At 67.1% G+C, this 18101-nt stretch carries 13 protein-coding genes; 1 reads left to right on the top strand and 12 read right to left on the bottom strand.

Going from position 1 to position 18101, the window contains the following annotated elements:
- Positions 1-20 precede the first annotated feature (20 nt).
- The 4 genes from Bsp3421_RS31515 to Bsp3421_RS31500 form a co-directional block, all read right to left on the bottom strand.
- A complete protein-coding gene (locus Bsp3421_RS31515) occupies positions 21-1514 on the bottom strand; it encodes an alanine/glycine:cation symporter family protein (protein WP_274000761.1) in 1494 nt (497 codons plus the stop codon).
- Positions 1515-1726: 212 nt separating this feature from the next.
- A complete protein-coding gene (locus Bsp3421_RS31510; protein ID WP_274000760.1) occupies positions 1727-3193 on the bottom strand; it encodes a glutamate synthase subunit beta in 1467 nt (488 codons plus the stop codon).
- Positions 3194-3286: 93 nt separating this feature from the next.
- Complete coding sequence (locus Bsp3421_RS31505; RefSeq protein ID WP_274000758.1) at positions 3287-7990, bottom strand: glutamate synthase-related protein; 4704 nt, start codon at positions 7988-7990, stop codon at positions 3287-3289.
- 278 nt (positions 7991-8268) lie between these two features.
- Complete coding sequence (locus tag Bsp3421_RS31500) at positions 8269-8982, bottom strand: transposase (protein ID WP_274000757.1); 714 nt, start codon at positions 8980-8982, stop codon at positions 8269-8271.
- Positions 8983-9172: 190 nt separating this feature from the next.
- On the opposite strand from Bsp3421_RS31500, the gene Bsp3421_RS31495 reads away from it, so the two are divergent.
- Positions 9173-9904, top strand: a complete 732-nt coding sequence (locus Bsp3421_RS31495; protein ID WP_274000755.1) for an OmpW/AlkL family protein — start codon at positions 9173-9175, stop codon at positions 9902-9904.
- Between the two features lie 145 nt (positions 9905-10049).
- Here Bsp3421_RS31495 and ugpQ read toward each other — a convergent pair whose 3' ends face one another.
- The 8 genes from ugpQ to Bsp3421_RS31455 form a co-directional block, all read right to left on the bottom strand.
- The gene (gene ugpQ, locus Bsp3421_RS31490; protein ID WP_274000753.1) at positions 10050-10814 is read right to left on the bottom strand and encodes a glycerophosphodiester phosphodiesterase; all 765 of its coding nucleotides are present in this window, start codon (positions 10812-10814) and stop codon (positions 10050-10052) included.
- A 17-nt stretch (positions 10815-10831) separates the two neighbouring features.
- Complete coding sequence (locus tag Bsp3421_RS31485) at positions 10832-11917, bottom strand: sn-glycerol-3-phosphate import ATP-binding protein UgpC (RefSeq protein ID WP_274000752.1); 1086 nt, start codon at positions 11915-11917, stop codon at positions 10832-10834.
- 25 nt (positions 11918-11942) lie between these two features.
- Complete coding sequence (gene ugpE / locus Bsp3421_RS31480; protein WP_274000751.1) at positions 11943-12788, bottom strand: sn-glycerol-3-phosphate ABC transporter permease UgpE; 846 nt, start codon at positions 12786-12788, stop codon at positions 11943-11945.
- Positions 12785-13669 (bottom strand): sn-glycerol-3-phosphate ABC transporter permease UgpA, encoded by an 885-nt coding sequence (ugpA, locus tag Bsp3421_RS31475; protein WP_274000750.1) that lies wholly within the window; start codon positions 13667-13669, stop codon positions 12785-12787. Before ugpA ends, ugpE begins: the two co-directional genes overlap by 4 nt.
- A 71-nt stretch (positions 13670-13740) precedes the next feature.
- A complete protein-coding gene (ugpB, locus tag Bsp3421_RS31470; RefSeq protein ID WP_274000749.1) occupies positions 13741-15066 on the bottom strand; it encodes a sn-glycerol-3-phosphate ABC transporter substrate-binding protein UgpB in 1326 nt (441 codons plus the stop codon).
- 80 nt (positions 15067-15146) lie between these two features.
- A complete protein-coding gene (locus Bsp3421_RS31465) occupies positions 15147-16364 on the bottom strand; it encodes a deoxyguanosinetriphosphate triphosphohydrolase (RefSeq protein ID WP_443111550.1) in 1218 nt (405 codons plus the stop codon).
- Positions 16365-16408: 44 nt separating this feature from the next.
- Positions 16409-17488: a 3-dehydroquinate synthase gene (aroB, locus tag Bsp3421_RS31460; protein ID WP_274000748.1), complete on the bottom strand. Its 1080-nt coding sequence runs from the start codon at positions 17486-17488 to the stop codon at positions 16409-16411.
- The gene (locus Bsp3421_RS31455) at positions 17485-18039 is read right to left on the bottom strand and encodes a shikimate kinase (RefSeq protein WP_274004423.1); all 555 of its coding nucleotides are present in this window, start codon (positions 18037-18039) and stop codon (positions 17485-17487) included. Before Bsp3421_RS31455 ends, aroB begins: the two co-directional genes overlap by 4 nt.
- Positions 18040-18101 lie beyond the last annotated feature (62 nt).

The raw sequence follows: 18101 nt of genomic DNA, 5'->3' as shown, positions 1-18101 counted from the left end.
GCGGCCGGCCGGCGCCATGCTCAGCGCGTGGCCGCCGCGCGTGCGCCGGCCGATTCGCGCGCCGCGCCGCGCCGCTCGCCCTGCGGCAGCGGGCCATGCTCGCCCCACACATCGGTGGGCAGCACCTTGTCCAGCTCGGGAATCGTCTTGCGCGTGAACACCGGATCGGCGACGCCTGCCGCGCGCTGCCGCTGGTAATCGCGCCACGCGGCATGCGCATACTTGCCGAGCGCGAGGATCGCGAGCAGGTTGATGAGCGCCATCAGGCCCATGCTGGTGTCGGCCATCGCCCACACGAGCGGCAGCTGACCGACACTGCCGAACATCACCATCCCGAGCACCGCGAGCCGGAACACCAGGACCGCGCCGCGCCGCTTGGTGATGAACTCGACATTGCCTTCCGCATACGCGTAGTTGCCGATCACCGAGGAAAACGCGAGGAAGAAGATCGCGACCGCCATGTAGATCCCGCCCCAGTCGCCGACATGGCTCGAGATCGCGCGCTGCGTGAGCGCCGCGCCTTCCATCGCGGTGCCGACCTCGTACTGGCCCGACAGCAGGATCACGAACGCGGTCGCGCTGCAGATCACGATCGTGTCGACAAACACGCCGAGCATCTGGATCAGGCCCTGCGTGACCGGATGGCGCGTGCTGGCCGTCGCCGCCGCGTTCGGCGCGCTGCCCATCCCCGCTTCGTTCGAGAACAGCCCGCGCTTGACGCCGATCGCCACCGCCTGGCTCACCGCGTAGCCCGTCAGGCCGCCCGCCGCCTGCTCGAGGCCGAATGCGCTCTTCACGATCAGCATGATCATCTCCGGCACCATCGCGACGTGCGTCGCCACCGCGTAGACCGCGAGCGCGAGATAGCCGATCGCCATCACCGGCACGATCACCTGCGCGACGTTCGCGATCCGGCGGATCCCGCCGAAGATGATCGGCGCGGTCAGCAGCACGAGGCCCAGCCCGACCGCCGCGCGGCTCCAGCCGAACGACGCGTTGAAGGCCTCCGCGATCGCGTTCGCCTGCACCGCGTTGAACACGAAACCGAAGGCCAGGATCAGCGACAGCGAGAACAGCACGCCGAAGCCGCGCGAACGCAGCCCGATCTGAATATAGTACGCGGGCCCCCCACGGTAGGTGCCGTCATGGTGCGAGACCTTGAAGATCTGCGCGAGCGTCGCCTCGACGAAGGCCGACGACATCCCGACGAGCGCCGTCATCCACATCCAGAAGATCGCGCCCGGGCCGCCGACGGTCAGCGCGACCGCCACGCCAGCGATGTTGCCGGTGCCGACCCGGCTCGCGAGGCCGGTCGCGAACGCCTGGAACGACGAGATGCTGCCCGGTTCGCCCTTGCTGCCGACCAGCTTCATGCTCAGCAGCAGCGCCCGCAACTGGATCATCCTGAAGCGCAATGTGAACCACAGGCCCGCGCCGAGCAGCAGCGCGATCAGCACGTAGCTCCAGAGAATGCCGTTGATGCCGTCGATCAACGCATGCACAAATCCTTCCATCCGCTAGCCTCCTGATTGGGGTCAGATAATTTTTGCTCCAGGTCATGACCGGGCAAGGGGCGTCATGATATGACAGGTTTATCGAACTCTTACTAAAACGTAATATTTGTGATGATTGTGAAAGCAAGTGAAGCGATGCGCCAAAGCGCGCGGCCATAAAAAAACCGGGCGTCTCGCGACGCCCGGTTGCCGGTGCGAACTGCCCGAACCGCTCAGCGCGGCAGCTCGGAATGCCCCATCAGGAAAGCATCGACCGCGCGCGCGCACTGGCGCCCCTCGCGGATCGCCCACACCACGAGCGACTGGCCGCGCCGCATGTCGCCCGCCGCGAACACCTTGTCGACCGAGGTGTGATACGCGCGCTCGCCGTCGGTCGCCGCGCGCACGTTGCCGCGCCCGTCCTTGGCGACGCCGAACGCATCGAGCACCGGCGCGACCGGCTGCGTGAAGCCCATCGCGAGCAGCACGAGGTCGGCCTTGATCTCGAACTCCGAGCCGGCGACCTCCTGCATCTTGCCGTCCTTCCATTCGACGCGCACCGCGATCAGCTTGTCGACCTTGCCGTTCTTGCCTTCGAAGCGCTTGGTCGCGACCGCCCAGTCGCGCTCGCAGCCCTCGTCGTGCGACGAGGACGTGCGCAGCTTGATCGGCCAGTACGGCCACACGAGCGCCTTGTTCTCCTGCTCGGGCGGCTGCGGCAGCAGTTCGAACTGCGTGACCTGCTTCGCGCCATGACGGTTCGAGGTGCCGACGCAGTCGGAGCCGGTATCGCCGCCGCCGATCACGACCACGTGCTTGCCCTTCGCGAGCAGCTGGTCAACCAGCTTGTCGCCGGCGTTGACCTTGTTCTGCTGGGGCAGGAAATCCATCGCGTAATGGATCCCGGCCAGCTCGCGGCCCGGCACCGGCAGGTCGCGCGGCGTTTCCGAACCACCCGCGATCACCACGGCGTCGTACTCGTCGCGCAGCGTCTCGGGCGAGAGGGTGTCCTTCGCCATGTTGCCGATCTCGGCGGGCAGCGGCTCCTTGCCGATGAACACGCTGGTGCGGAACGTCACGCCTTCCGCCTCCATCTGGCGCATGCGCCGGTCGATCAGCCACTTCTCGAGCTTGAAGTCGGGAATCCCGTAGCGCAGCAGGCCGCCGATCCGGTCGTTCTTCTCGAACACCGTCACGTCATGGCCCGCGCGCGCGAGCTGCTGCGCGGCCGCGAGGCCCGCCGGACCGGAGCCGACCACCGCGACCTTCTTGCCGGTCTTGCGCGCGTTCGGCTGCGGCTCGACCCAGCCTTCCGCCCAGGCCTTGTCGATGATCGCGTGCTCGATCGACTTGATGCCGACCGGGTCGTCGTTGATGCCGAGCGTGCAGGCCGCCTCGCACGGCGCCGGGCAGATCCGGCCCGTGAACTCCGGGAAGTTGTTGGTCGAGTGCAGCACCTCGATCGCGGTGCGCCAATCCTGGCGGAACACCAGGTCGTTGAAGTCCGGGATGACGTTGTTGACGGGGCAGCCGTTGTTGCAGAACGGGATCCCGCAATCCATGCAGCGCGCGCCCTGGACCTTCGCATCGTCGTCGGACAGCGCCGCGACGAATTCCTTGTAGTGCTTCACGCGCGTGAGCGGTGCTTCGTACGCCTCGTGGCGGCGTTCGAACTCCAGAAAACCGGTTGCCTTGCCCATAAGGTTCTCGTCTGAATCTGTGTATCGGGTGAGGGGAGCCGCGTCCGCCCTTCACGGGCGGACGCTGTCGCTATGCGTTCGGGGGCGGGGCGCTCAGGCGGCGAGGACTTCCTTCGCCGCCTTCTTCGCGCCGAGTTCGCCGAGTGCGCGCTTGTATTCCTGCGGGAACACCTTCACGAACTGGCGGCGCGACGCATCCCAGTTTTCCAGCAGCGACTTCGCGCGCGGCGAACCCGTGAACTGGAAGTGACGCTCGACCAGCCCCTTGAGCAGCGCTTCGTCGGTGGCGCCCGCGTGCCACAGCGCGCGGTCGACCGTGCGTTCCTGCTCCGCCTGCTGCAGCACCGGATCGAGCGCGACCATCGCCTTGTTGCACTTGCCGGCGAACGCGCCGTCCGGGTCGTACACGTAGGCGACGCCGCCCGACATGCCCGCCGCGAAATTGCGCCCCGTCTCGCCCAGCACCACCACCGTGCCGCCCGTCATGTACTCGCAGCCGTGGTCGCCCGTGCCCTCGACGACCGCGGTCGCGCCCGAGTTGCGCACGCAGAAGCGCTCGCCCGCGACGCCGCGGAAGAACGCCTCGCCTTCGAGCGCGCCGTACATCACGGTGTTGCCGCAGATGATGTTTTCCTCGGACTTGCCGCGGAAATCGTTGGTCGGACGGATGATGATGCGGCCGCCCGACAGCCCCTTGCCGACGTAGTCGTTGCCGTCGCCGACGAGATCGAGCGTCACGCCCTTCGCGAGGAACGCGCCGAAGCTCTGCCCCGCCGTGCCTTTGAGCTGGATGTGGATCGCATCGTCGGCGAGACCGTCGTGGCCGTGCCGCTTCGCGATCGCGCCGGACAGCATCGCGCCGACCGTGCGGTTCACGTTGCGCACCGGCTGGATGAACGACACGTGCTCGCCACTCTCGATCGCGGCCTTCGCCTTCTCGATCAGCGTATGGTCGAGCGCGCGTTCGAGGCCGTGCTCCTGGCTCTCGACATGGCGGCGCGCCACTTCCTCGCAGCCTTCCGGCTGGTAGAACACGCGCGCGAAATCGAGGCCTTTCGCCTTCCAGTGCTCGATGCCCTTGCGGGTGTCGAGCAGATCGGCGCGGCCGACGAGGTCGTCGAACTTCGCGATGCCGAGCTGCGCCATGATCTCGCGCACTTCCTCGGCGATGAAGAAGAAGAAGTTGACTACGTGCTCCGGCTGGCCCGAGAACTTCGCGCGCAGCACCGGATCCTGCGTCGCGACGCCGACCGGGCAGGTGTTCAGGTGGCACTTGCGCATCATGATGCAGCCCTCGACGACGAGCGGCGCGGTCGCGAAGCCGAATTCGTCCGCACCGAGCAGCGCGCCGATCACGACGTCGCGGCCGGTCTTCATCTGGCCGTCGGCCTGCACGCGGATGCGGCCGCGCAGGCGGTTCAGCACCAGGGTCTGCTGGGTTTCCGCGAGGCCGAGCTCCCACGGCGTGCCGGCATGCTTGACCGAGGACAGCGGCGACGCGCCCGTGCCGCCGTCATGGCCGGCGACCACCACGTGATCCGCCTTCGCCTTCGCGACGCCCGCCGCGACCGTGCCGACGCCCACTTCCGACACGAGCTTCACCGAGATGCTCGCGACCGGGTTCACGTTCTTCAGGTCGTGGATCAGCTGCGCGAGATCCTCGATCGAATAGATGTCGTGGTGCGGCGGCGGCGAGATCAGGCCGACGCCCGGCACCGAGTAGCGCAGCTTGCCGATGTACTCGGACACCTTGTGCCCCGGCAGCTGGCCGCCCTCGCCGGGCTTCGCGCCCTGCGCCATCTTGATCTGGATCTGGTCGGCCGAGGCCAGGTACTCCGCCGTCACGCCGAAGCGGCCCGACGCGACCTGCTTGATGCGCGAGCGCAGCGAATCGCCGTCCTTGAGCGCGATGTCGCGCACGATCTCGTCGCCGATGATCGACTTCAGCGTATCGCCGTTCTTGATCGGAATGCCGCGCAGTTCGTTGCGATAGCGGTTCTCGTCCTCGCCGCCCTCGCCGGTGTTCGACTTGCCGCCGATCCGGTTCATCGCGATCGCGAGCGTCGTGTGCGCCTCGGTGCTGATCGAGCCGAGCGACATCGCCCCCGTCGCGAAGCGCTTGACGATCTCCTTGGCGGACTCCACCTCGTCGATCGGGATCGCCTTCGCCGGATTGACCTTGAACTCGAACAGGCCGCGGAAGGTCATGTGCCGCCGGGTCTGGTCGTTGATCAGGTTCGCGTATTCCTTGTAGGTCTGGTAGGAATTGCTGCGCGTCGAATGCTGCAGCTTCGCGATCGTGTCGGGCGTCCACATGTGATCCTCGCCGCGCACGCGGTACGCGTACTCGCCGCCGGCGTCGAGCATGTCGCGCAGGACCGGATCGTCGCCGAACGCATCGCGGTGCAGGCGGATCGCCTCCTCCGCCACCTCGAACAGGCCGATGCCGCCGACCTTCGACGCCGTGCCCTTGAAGTACTTCTCGACGAGGTCGGTCGACAGGCCGAGCGCCTCGAAGATCTGCGCGCCGGTGTAGGACATGTAGGTGGAGATGCCCATCTTGGACATCACCTTCAGCAGCCCCTTGCCCACCGCCTTCGTGAAGTTGTAGATCGCCTTGTCCGCCGACAGGTCGCCCGGCAGCCCGTCCGCGAGCTTGGCCAGGGTTTCCATCGCGAGGTACGGGTGCACGGCTTCCGCGCCGTAGCCCGCGAGCAGCGCGAAATGGTGCGTCTCGCGCGCCGAGCCGGTCTCGACGACGAGCCCGGTGCTGGTGCGCAGCCCCTGCTGGACGAGATGCGTGTGGATCGCCGAGGTCGCGAGCAGCGCGGGAATCGCGACATGCCCGGCGTCGGTCTTGCGGTCGGACACGATCAGGATGTTGTAGCCGGACTTCACCGCGTCGACGGCCTCCGCGCACAGCGACGCGAGCCGCGCCTCGATGCCCGCCTTGCCCCAGGCGACCGGATAGCAGATGCTCAGCTCGTACGCGCTGAACTTGCCGCCCGTGTACTGGTCGATCGCGCGGATCTTCGCGATGTCCCGGAAGTCGAGCACCGGCTGCGACACTTCGAGCCGCATCGGCGGGTTGATGTTGTTGGTGTCGAGCAGGTTCGGCTTCGGGCCGATGAAGGACACGAGCGACATCACCATGTTCTCGCGGATCGGGTCGATCGGCGGGTTCGTCACCTGCGCGAACAGCTGCTTGAAGTAGTGGTAGAGCGTCTTGTTCTTGTTCGACATCACCGCGAGCGGCGAGTCGTTGCCCATCGAGCCGACCGCCTCCTCGCCCTGCTGCGCCATCGGCGCCATCAGGAACTTGAGGTCTTCCTGGGTGTAGCCGAACGCCTGCTGGCGGTCGAGCAGCGCCGCGCCCTCGCTGCGTCCGGCCGCGACGTCCTCCTCCTTCGGCTCGATCTCGTCGAGCTTGATGCGCACCGCATCGATCCAGCTCTTGTACGGCTTCGCGTTGGCGAGGTTGTCCTTGAGTTCCTTGTCGTCGATGATGCGGCCGTGCTCCATGTCGATCAGGAACATCTTGCCCGGCTGCAGACGCCACTTCTTGACGATCTTCGACTCGGGAATCGGCAGCACGCCCGATTCCGACGCCATGATCACGAGATCGTCGTCGGTGATCACGTAGCGCGCCGGACGCAGGCCGTTGCGATCGAGCGTCGCGCCGATCTGGCGGCCGTCGGTGAACGCGATCGCGGCGGGGCCGTCCCACGGCTCCATCATCGCGGCGTGGTATTCGTAGAACGCGCGGCGGCTGTCGTCCATCAGCGTGTGCTGCTCCCACGCCTCCGGAATCATCATCATCACCGCGTGGACGAGCGGATAGCCCGCCATCACGAGCAGTTCGAGACAGTTGTCGAACGACGCGGTGTCGGACTGGCCCGGATAAATGAGCGGCCACAGCTTCGGCAGGTCGTCGCCGAGCACGTGCGACGCGATCGCGCCGGTGCGCGCGTTCAGCCAGTTGACGTTGCCCTTCACGGTGTTGATCTCGCCGTTGTGGGCGATCATCCGGTACGGGTGGGCAAGCTCCCAGGCCGGGAAGGTGTTGGTCGAGAAGCGCTGGTGCACGAGCGCGAGCGCCGACACCACGCGCACATCCTGCAGGTCGCGGTAGTACACGCCGACCTGGCCCGCGAGCAGCAGCCCCTTGTAGACCACCGTGCGCGCCGACATCGACGGCACGAAGTATTCCTTGCCGTGCTTGAGCTTGAGCGCCTGGATCCGGTGGCTCGCGGTCTTGCGGATCACGTACAGCTTCCGCTCGAGCGCGTCGGTCACCATGATGTCCTTGCCGCGGCCGATGAAGATCTGCCGAATGATCGGCTCGGTCGACTTCACGGTCGGCGAGATCGGCATCGTCGCATCGACGGGCACGTCGCGCCAGCCGAGCACCACCTGCCCCTCGGCCTTCACCGTACGCTCCAGCTCCTGCTCGCACGCGATCCGCGACGCGTTCTCCTTCGGCAGGAAGATCATGCCGACCCCATATTCGCCCGCGGGCGGCAGCTGCACGTCCTGCCTGGCCATTTCCTCGCGGTAGAACGCGTCGGGAATCTGGATCAGGATGCCCGCGCCGTCGCCCATCAGCGGATCGGCGCCGACCGCGCCGCGGTGGTCGAGGTTCTCCAGGATCTTCAGGCCCTGCTCGATGATCTCGTGGCTTTTCTTGCCCTTGATGTGAGCGACGAAACCGACGCCGCAGGCGTCGTGCTCGTTGTGCGGGTCATACAGACCTTGCTCGGCGGGAACCGCGCAGTGCGGCTGCTGGTGGTCGTTCATGGGGACACCGTCTGTAAGGGGCCTGAAGGCCGTTAAACCATTTTCTTGTAGACCGCCGCCCTGCGGCGGTGCGGCTGGCCAGAGGCGGGCGGACCTGCGCCCGGGACCGCCGGAATTCGGAATATACGCGACGAATCAAGGGAATAGCAAATAAAGCTCGATGATTGAGCCCTAATTATCATCATGGTGCACGATTTACCTGTTTTATTGGGGGCGTATCAAAATGGGGCAAAAAGAAGCGGCATCCGGGGATGCCGCTCCGTTGTCCGCCCGAGGGCTCACTGCTGGACAGGCGGGGTGTTCTCGCGTACCTTTCGCGGCCGCCCGCGCGGCAGCGGCGACACGCGCCGGTTCGCGGTGCGCGCCGCCCACTCGCGGTAGGTGTCGCCGCCGAGGACCCAGCCCTTCAGCGTCGCCTGTTGCAGCTGGTCGGCCTGGCGCTCGTCGAGCGGCTGCTCGCACAGCTCCTTGTAGGCGCGCTGCCGCTCGAACGGCGTGTTGCCGAGCGCCCAGTAGAGCGGATGGTCGGTGATCAGGCTGTCGACGGTGACGCCGACGTGATGCCGATAGCTCGACCAGCGGTACGCGTCCGGCGCCGTCACCAGCTGCGCGCGCACCGGGCTCAGCTCGACGACGCGGCTCGCGAGCAGGAAGTAGCGCTCGCCCTCGATCACGGTCGCGCGGTAGCGACCTTCCCAGAGCGTGCCGCGCCGCGCGTAGCGGCGGTTGAAGTGGGCGACGTAGCGCCTGCCGACCGCCTGCATCGCTTTCGGCAGGCTGGCCTCGTCGCTCGGCGTGACGAGCAGTTGCACCTGGCGCGGCAGCAGCACATACGCATGCACCCCGAGGTGATGATCGCGCGCCGCCGCCTTCAGGCAATCAATGAAGAGTTCGTAATCCTGGTCGTCGACGAACGCCGGTTGCTGGTCCAGGCCGCGCAGAATCACGTGCTGCGGCTGATCGGGAACATAGAGTCGTGCTAGCCGTGCCATGCTGAATGTCCGTTTGATCGCGTTAGGAAATACCCGAAGGCCCGATTTGGTGCACTCGCGCAAAGCCCTGCGCGGTGCGGGAAACAAGTACGGTCGTGCGAATCCTAGGGAGAAAGCTCTAACTTACAACGCTGTTCTGTTTGAAACGTCGTGTTCATAATGGGCACGCCTTTACCGGAGGAGACAAGGGATGAAACAAAAACTGGCCATTACGGGGGCTGTTGCTCTGTCGTTCATGCTCGCAGGAACGGCCGCACATGCGCAATCGGCAGGGACTACTTACATCAGCACGGGCTGGCTCCATCTCGCCCCCCAGGACAGCAGCGATCCGTTGTTCGTCTATAACGTCGGCGGTTCGCCCGTCAACCGAGCGGTTCCCAACACCGGCGCCGGCATCAACGACTCCGATACGTTCGGCCTCGCGGTCGGTTATTTCATCACCGATCACATCTCCACCGAGTTCATCGCCGGGATTCCGCCGAAGTTCGACATCACCGGCAAGGGTCAGTTCTCCCAGTTTGGCGTATTGGGGCGCGCATACCAGTGGAGCCCCACGATGCTGCTCCGCTACCACTTCAACAGCGCCGAATCGCGGTTCCGCCCGTATGTCGGCATCGGCGCGACCTACACCTGGTTCACCGGCGCGAAGATCACGAACGGCACGTTCGAGCAGGGCGTGCTCGGCGGCCCGACCAGCGCCACCACCAGCAACCAGTGGGCGCCCGTCTTCAACGCCGGCTTCAGCTACGCCTTCACGAAGCACTGGTTCGGCGGCCTGTCGATCTCGTACATCCCGATCAGCGTCACCGCGACGTTCACGACCGCGCGACAGTCCGCGGTCGGCACGTTGACCGAAACGTCGAAGGCGAAGATCTCGCTGAACCCGATCGTCACCTACCTGAACATCGGCTACCGCTTCTAAGCGTAGTCGAATATTTGGGGAATGGTTAATTCCGCTGCAATTTGTAGCGGAATTTTCCCAACGTTACGAGACGGTCGATATTTCCTGCCCCGGCATCGCGCCGGGAGCACAGGTTCGTGCGCATTTTACGCACACGACGGCAGATTCATGCGCCTGCGCCGAGAAAATCCACAGGCATCAGGTCGATCCGGTCGGTACAGATCAGATCGACGCCCCAGCGCGCGAGCGCCAGCGCCCGCTCAGGGTCGTTCACCGTATAGACGAGGATCCGCAGCCCGGCCGCGTGGATCGCCTGCACCAGCGCCTCGTCGAACTGGGCGTGGTGCGCATGCAACGATACGCAGCCCAGCGCCTCGACCACCTCTTCGCGCCAGTGGGCGGGCACCCTCTCGTAGAGCATGCCGCGCGGCAACCCGGGCGCCGCGTCGCGCGCCGCCTCCAGCGCGGTCCGCGAGAACGACGACAGCAGCGGCGGCACCGCCGCGTTGCGCCAGCTCAACGCGGCTTCGGTCGCGACCACGCGGCCAGTCTCGCGCTCCCGGCCCGGACACGGCTTGATCTCGACATTCGCCAGCAGGCCGAGCGACGCGCAACGCGCGGCCGCCTGCTCGAGCGTCGGCATCCGCTCGCCGGCGAAGCGCGCGTCGAACCAGCGCCCCGCATCGAGCGCCGCCAGTTCCGCGTAACGCAGCCGGGCCGCCGGGCCGACGCCGTCCGAGGTGCGTTCCAGCGTGTCGTCGTGTAGCAAAAACGCAACATCGTCCGACGCCAGCTTCGCGTCGAATTCCACCATCCGGTAACCACGCCGCGCCCCCTCGTCGAGCGCGGCAAGCGTGTTCTCGGGCGCCAGCGCGCCGCCGCCGCGGTGCGCGACGAGGCGCGGATAAGGCCAGGCGGTCGGTGTCGTCATGGTCATCGTGGGTTCGGTCAGCCGGCGCGCCGGCCGGTATCGGGATCGAAGAAGTGCAGCCGGTGCGCGGGCAGCGCGACCGGCAGCGTCGCGCCGTTCGCGGGACGATCCGCGTGCGGCAGCCGCACCGCGACATCGTGCGCGCCCCAGCGCCCATGCGCGAGATTATCCGCGCCGAGCAGTTCGCACGAGTCGACGACGAGCGGCGCCTGCGCGAGGCCCGACTGCGGCGTCATGTGCTCCGGCCGCACGCCGAGGATCCACTCGCGGCCGGCCGCGACGCCCGCGCCGATCCCGGGCGCGCCCGCCACCGGCAGACGCGGGCCGCCGCCCGCGACCTCGAAGCTCGCGCCATCCTCCGCCAGCCGGCCGTGCAGCAGGTTCATCGCGGGCGAGCCGATGAAGCCCGCGACGAAGGTCGTCGCGGGCTGCTCGTAGACATCGACGGGCGCGCCGATCTGCTCCGCGTGGCCGCGGTTCATCACGATCACGCGCTGCGCGAGCGTCATCGCCTCGATCTGGTCGTGCGTCACGTACACGCTCGTCGTCGCGAGCCGCGCGTGCAGGCGCTGGATCTCGAGCCGCATCTGCACGCGCAGCTTGGCGTCGAGATTCGACAGCGGCTCGTCGAACAGGAACACCGACGGCTCGCGCACGATCGCGCGCCCCATCGCAACGCGCTGCCGCTGGCCGCCCGACAGCTCGCGCGGCCGGCGCTGCAGCAACGGCTCCAGCTCGAGGATCTTCGCGGCCGCCGCGACGCGCGCGTCGATCTCCACGCGCGCGAGGCCGCGGATCCGCAGCCCGTAGCCCATGTTCTGCGCGACCGTCATGTGTGGATACAGCGCGTAGTTCTGGAACACCATCGCGATGTCGCGATCCTTCGGCTCCAGCGCGTTCACCACCCGGCCGCCGATCGCGATCTCGCCGTCCGATACCGATTCGAGCCCCGCGATCATGCGCAGCAGCGTCGATTTGCCGCAGCCGGACGGACCGACCAGCACGACGAACTCGCCGTCCGCGATCTCGACGTCGATCCCGTGCAGCACCGGCTGCCGGCCGTCATAGGTCTTCTTCACGCCCTTCAAGCTCAGCGCCGCCATACGTCGTCCATCTCCAGGTAAATAGTCATTTTTCCGCATCCACGAGGCCGCGCACGAACCAGCGCTGCATCGCGAGCACCACCACGAGCGGCGGCAGCATCGCGAGCAGCGTCGCCGCCATCACGCGATGCCATTCGGTCGCGGTGTCGCCGCTGCCGATCATCGCCTTGATGCCGACCACCGCCGTCGACATCGACGCGTCGCTCGCGATCAGGATCGGCCACAGATACTGGTTCCAGCCGTAGATGAAGGTGATCACGAACAGCGCGGCGATGCTCGTCTTCGACAGCGGCAGCACGACGTCCCAGAAGAACCGCAGCGCGCCCGCGCCGTCGATGCGGGCCGCGTCCATCAGCTCGTCGGGCAGCGTCATGAAGAACTGACGGAACAGGAAGGTCGCGGTGGCCGAAGCCATCAGCGGCAGCGTGAGCCCCGCGTAGGTATTGGTCAGGTGCAGCGTCGACGCGACCTGCACGGTCGGGAAGATCCGCACTTCGACCGGCAGCATCAGCGTGACGAAGATCAGCCAGAACGCGGTATTGCGGAACGGGAAGCGGAAATACACGATCGCGTACGCGGACAGGATCGACGCCGCGATCTTGCCGAACGCGATCGCGAGCGCCATCACGAAGCTGTTCAGCAGCAGCACGCCGAACGGCGTCGACGCGCCGCCGCTGCCGTGGCGCAGCACGTCGCCGAGGTTCTCGAGCAGATGGGTGCTCGGCACCAGCGACATCGGCACCGTGAATACCTGCTGCGCATTCATGGTCGCCGCGCACAGGCCCACGTACACCGGAAACACGATCAGCGCGACGCCCGCGATCAGCACCGCATGGCAGAAGAAGTCGAAGCCCTTGCGATTCTCGATCATGCGTATTGCACCTTGCGCTCGACGAAGCGGAACTGCACGACCGTGAGCCCGACCACGATCACCATCAGGATCACCGACTGCGCGCCGGAACTGCCGATGTCGAGCCCTTGGAAGCCCTCCGCGTAGATCTTGTAGATCAGCGTGCGGGTGCTCTGCGCGGGGCCGCCCTGGGTCGCGGCGTCGATCACCGGGAAGGTGTCGAAGAACGCGTAGACGAGGTTCACGACGAGCAGGAAGAAGCTGGTGGGCGACAGCAGCGGCAGCGCGATGTCGAGGAAGCGCCGCACCGGCCCCGCGCCGTCGATCGCGGCCGCCTCGATCAGCGAGCGCGGGATCGCCTGCAGGCCCGCGTAGAAGAACAGGAAGTTGTAGCTGACCTGCTTCCACACCGACGCCGCCACGACGAGGAACATCGCCTGCCCGCCGTTCAGCGCGTGGTTCCAGACGATCCCGAACTTGCCGAGCCCGTACGCGACGATGCCGATGCTCGGATTGAACAGGAACGACCACAGCACCGCGGCGATGGTCGGCGCCACCGCGTACGGCCAGATCAGCAGGGTGCGGTACAGCCGCGCGCCGCGGATCACGCGGTCCGCGCACGCGGCAAGCACGAGCGAGATCAGCAATCCGGACACAGTGACGAGCGCGCTGAACACGAGCGTCGTGCGAAACGAATCGAGATACAGCGGATCGGCGAGCAGGCGCGTGAAATTCTCGGCGCCGACGAACACGCTGGACGTGCCGAAGGCGTCCTGCGCCTGCGTCGACTGCCACAGCGCCTCGCCCGCGGGCCACAGGAAGAACATCACGGTAAGCGCGAGCTGCGGCGCGACCAGCAGGTACGGCAACAAACCAGCGCCGAAGCGGGAACGGGATTGCATCGACAGGACTCCGAGCGACGTCGAACCGGATGGACGACGGCGCGCCGCACGATGCGACGCGCCGTCCGGGCTCAACTGCCCGACTTCTCGAAACGGCGCAGCAGTTCGTCGCCGCGCGCGACCGATGCATCGAGCGCGTCCTTCGGCGTCTTCTTCTGCGCCCACACCTGCTCCAGTTCCTCGTCGACGACGGTGCGGATCTGCGGCATGTTGCCGAGACGCAGCCCCTTCGTGTACGGCAGCGGCGGCTTGTTCATCATCTGCCGCATCGCGGTATCGGCGCCCGGGTTCTTCGCGTAGAAGCCCTGCTCGCGCGTCAGGTCGTAGGCCGCCGTCGTCACGGGCAGGTAGCCCGTGTCCTGGTGCCACTTCGCGGCCACCTCGGGCTGGCTCAGGAACGCGAGGAACTTCGCGACGCCCTTGTAGGTGGCCGGGTCCTTGCCCGCCAGCACCCACAGGCTCGCGCCGCCGATGATCGCGTTCTGCGGCGCGCCCTTCACGTTCGCGTCGTACGGCAGCGTGCCCGTGCCCAGCTCGAACTTCGCGTACTTGCGGATCGTCGCGAGCGCCGCCGACGAACCCGTCATGATCGCGCAGTCGCCACTGTAGAACTTCGACGACGCCTCATCCTTGCGGCCCACGTAGGTGAAGGTGCCGTCCTTCGCCATGTCCTGCAGGAACTGGATGTGTGCGATCTGCTGCGGCTTGTTGAATTCGAGCACGGCGTCGGTGCCGTCGAAGCCGTTGTTGCGGCTCGCGAACGGCAGGCCCTGCCAGGCGCTGTAGTTTTCGAGCTGGATCCAGCCCTGCCAGCCGGTCGTGTAGCCGCACGCCTGGCCCGCGGCGCGCAACTTGGCGGCGTCGGCGCGGACGTCGGCCCAGGTCTTCGGCGGCTGGTTCGGATCGAGGCCCGCCTTGCGGAACGCATCCTTGTTGTAATACAACACGGGCGTCGAACTGTTGAACGGCATCGACACCAGGCGGCCCGTGCGCGCATCGCTGTAATAGCTCGCGACCGCCGGCACGAACGCCTTCTCGTCGAGCGGCACGCCCGCCTGCCGGAACACCTCGGACACCGGCACGACCGCCTTCTTCGCCTGCATCATCGTCGCCGTGCCCACTTCGTAGACCTGCAGGATCGCCGGCGCATTGCCGCTGCGATACGCGGCGATGCCCGCGGCGAGCGCCTGGTCATAGGTGCCCTTGTAGACCGGCACGATCCGGTAGTCGCTTTGCGAGGCATTGAACTGCGCGGCGAGCGCGTTCACGCGCTCGCCGAGCGCCGCCTCCATCGCATGCCAGAACTGGATGTCCGTGGCCGCGCACGCGACCTGTTGCACTCCGAAACACAGCGCCCCACCGACCGCGAGCGAGCCCACCAGCGTCTTGCATTTCATCGACTTCCCTCCTCGATTGACGGCGCGGGCGTAGGCACGCCGCGCCGGTTGCCCGCCCATGGCGAACAAAACCGGGCAGTTTAGTTGTCGTCTATGACAAACAAGCGTTGATACTCTTTCAAGGCGAAACGATCGGTCATGCCCGCGATGTAGTGAGCGACGAGGCGCGGTTGCTCCGCGGCGTCGGTGGCCACGTAGGCGGGCGGCAGCAGGCGGGGATCGCCGGTAAAGGCCTCGAACAGCCCCGTGACGACGCGCTGCGCCTTGCTCGCCATCCGCATCACGCGGTAGTGGCGGTACAGGTTCTTGAACAGAAAGCGCTTGAGCAACACGGCCTGGGCGGCCACGACCGCGCTGTGCGCGACGAGCGGCGGCGCCGCGCGCACCTCGTCGAGCGACGCCGGCGCGACGCGCTCGAGGTTGCGGCTCGTCTCGTCGATCAGGTCGACGATCAGCGTGTTGATGATGCGGCGCACGGTCTCGTGGACGAGGCGACGCCCTTCGAGGTGCGGATGCTCGACCAGCGCCGCCTCGTAGTGGCGCTGCCACAGCTCGACCTCGGCCAGTTGCTCGATCGTGATCAGGCCGGAACGCAGGCCGTCGTCGACGTCGTGATTGTTGTACGCGATCTCGTCGGCGATGTTCGCGAGCTGCGCCTCCAGCGACGGCTGCCGGCCGAGCAGGAAACGCTCGCCGAGATCGCCGAGCAGGCGCGCGTTGTCGCGCGAGCAGTGCTTGAGAATGCCCTCGCGGGTCTCGAAACAGAGATTCAGGCCGTCAAAGCCGCCGTAGTGCTCCTCCAGCTCGTCGACCACCGCGAGGCTCTGCAGGTTGTGCTCGAAGCCGCCGTGGTCGCGCATGCACGCGTTGAGCGCATCCTGGCCCGCGTGGCCGAACGGCGTGTGGCCGAGATCGTGCGCGAGCGAGATCGCCTCGACGAGATCTTCGTTCAGGCGCAGGTTGCGCGCGACCGAGCGCGCGATCTGCGCGACCTCGAGGCTGTGCGTGAGGCGCGTGCGGAACAGGTCGCCCTCATGGTTCACGAACACCTGGGTCTTGTATTCGAGACGGCGGAACGCGGTGGAATGCACGATCCGGTCGCGGTCGCGCTGGAACTCGGTGCGCGCGGCGGGCGGCGCCTCCAGGTAGCGCCTGCCGCGCGAATGCGACGCGTGCGCCGCATACGGCGCGAGCTGCGCCTCCAGCATCGCGACCGTCGGCGCGACCCGCGGGCCGTCGGGTGGCGCGCCCGGGCCGGCGGGGGTCTCGCGGGGCAACTTGCCGGATGTTTCGCTCACCGTGTCTCCTCCACCTCAAGCGCGCCGGTCCGGCGCGGACCGCCTCAGCGGATACTGGCCGCCAGCGTCGCGACGACTGCGTCGTCGGGCGCCGGCGTGATGATCGTCTCGCCCAGGCGCCTGAGCAGGATGAACTTGACCTGCCCCGCCTCGGCCTTCTTGTCGACGCGCATCAGGTCCATGTAGCGCGCGTCGCCCAGCGCGGGCGCGCGGGTCGGCAGGTGCGCGGCCGCGATCACGCGGTTCAGGCGGCCGCGTTCGGCCTCGTCGAGATGCCCGAGGCGCACCGACAGGTCGGCCGCCATCGCCATGCCGCAGCCAACCGCCTCGCCATGCAGCCATTCGCCGTAGCCGAGGCCCGCCTCGATCGCATGGCCGAACGTGTGGCCGAAATTGAGGATCGCGCGCAGGCCGCCCTCGCGTTCGTCGGCCGCCACCACGCGCGCCTTGATCTCGCACGAGCGGCGCACCGCCTCGGCGAGCGCGTCGGGATCGCGCCCGTTGAGCGCGTCGAGGTTCGCCTCGATCCAGTCGAAGAACGCCGCATCGGCGATCGCGCCACTCTTGACGACCTCGGCGAGGCCCGCCGCCAGTTCGCGATCGGGCAGGGTGCGCAGCGCGCCGATGTCGGCGATCACCGCCTGCGGCTGGTAGAACGCCCCGATCATGTTCTTGCCGAGCGGATGGTTGATGCCGGTCTTGCCGCCCACGGACGAATCGACCTGCGAGAGCAGCGTCGTCGGCGCCTGGATGAACGGCACGCCGCGCATGTAGCAGGCGGCGGCGAAACCCGTCATGTCGCCGATCACGCCGCCGCCGAGCGCGATCAGCGTGGTCTTGCGGTCGGCATGCGCGGACAGCAGGCCGTCGAAGATCAGATTCAGCGTTTCCCAGTTCTTGTACGCCTCGCCGTCCGGCAGCACGATCGTCGACACCTGCTTGCCGAGCGGCGCGAGCGCCGCGCGCAGCACGTCGCCGTAGAGCGGATCGACGGTCGTATTGGTGACGATCGTGACGGCCGCGCCGGCGATGTGCGGCGCGAACAGCTCGGTGCGCCCGAGCAGGTCGGTGCCGATGTGGATCGGATAGGCTCGCTCGCCCAGGTCGACGTTGACAATCATCATGCTTGTAGTGGCTTGGTGACGATGCCCGCCATCTCGAGCTGCATCAACACCATGTTGACGAGCCCGTTGACGGACGGCCGCCCGGTTTCGATCACAAAATGCGCGCATTCGCGATACAGCGGATCGCGGGTTTCATACAGCGCCTCGAGACGCGCCTTCGGATCCTCGGTCTGCAGCAGCGGACGATTTTTGTCCTTGCGCGTGCGCAGCCACAGATCGTGCGGATTGGCGCGCAGGTAGACGACGAGGCCGCGCGTATTCAGCAGCGCGCGGTTTTCGTCGCGCAGGATCGCGCCGCCGCCCGTGGCGAGCACGATGTTCTCGCGCTGCGTCAGCTCGGCAATCATCTGCGCCTCGCGCTCGCGGAATCCGTCCTCCCCTTCCAATTCGAAGATCACGGGCACGCGCGCGCCGGTGCGCGCCTCGATCTCGTGATCGGAATCGAAGAACGGCCTGTCGAGACGGCGCGCGACCGCCCGGCCCACGGTGGTCTTGCCCGCGCCCATGAGCCCGACGAAAAATACGTTTGCGTGTGAGTCCCGCGCTTGCAACGGCTTCCTCTGCTTCATTTCTTGCTGGTGTGGCGCAGCTTACTGGCAAAGCGGCCGGCTTG

Origin of the sequence: Burkholderia sp. FERM BP-3421, assembly GCF_028657905.1 — a bacterium.
GTDB lineage: Bacteria > Pseudomonadota > Gammaproteobacteria > Burkholderiales > Burkholderiaceae > Burkholderia.
Note: the sequence above shows the minus strand (reverse complement) of the source record. Positions and strands in the feature narration are given on the sequence as shown.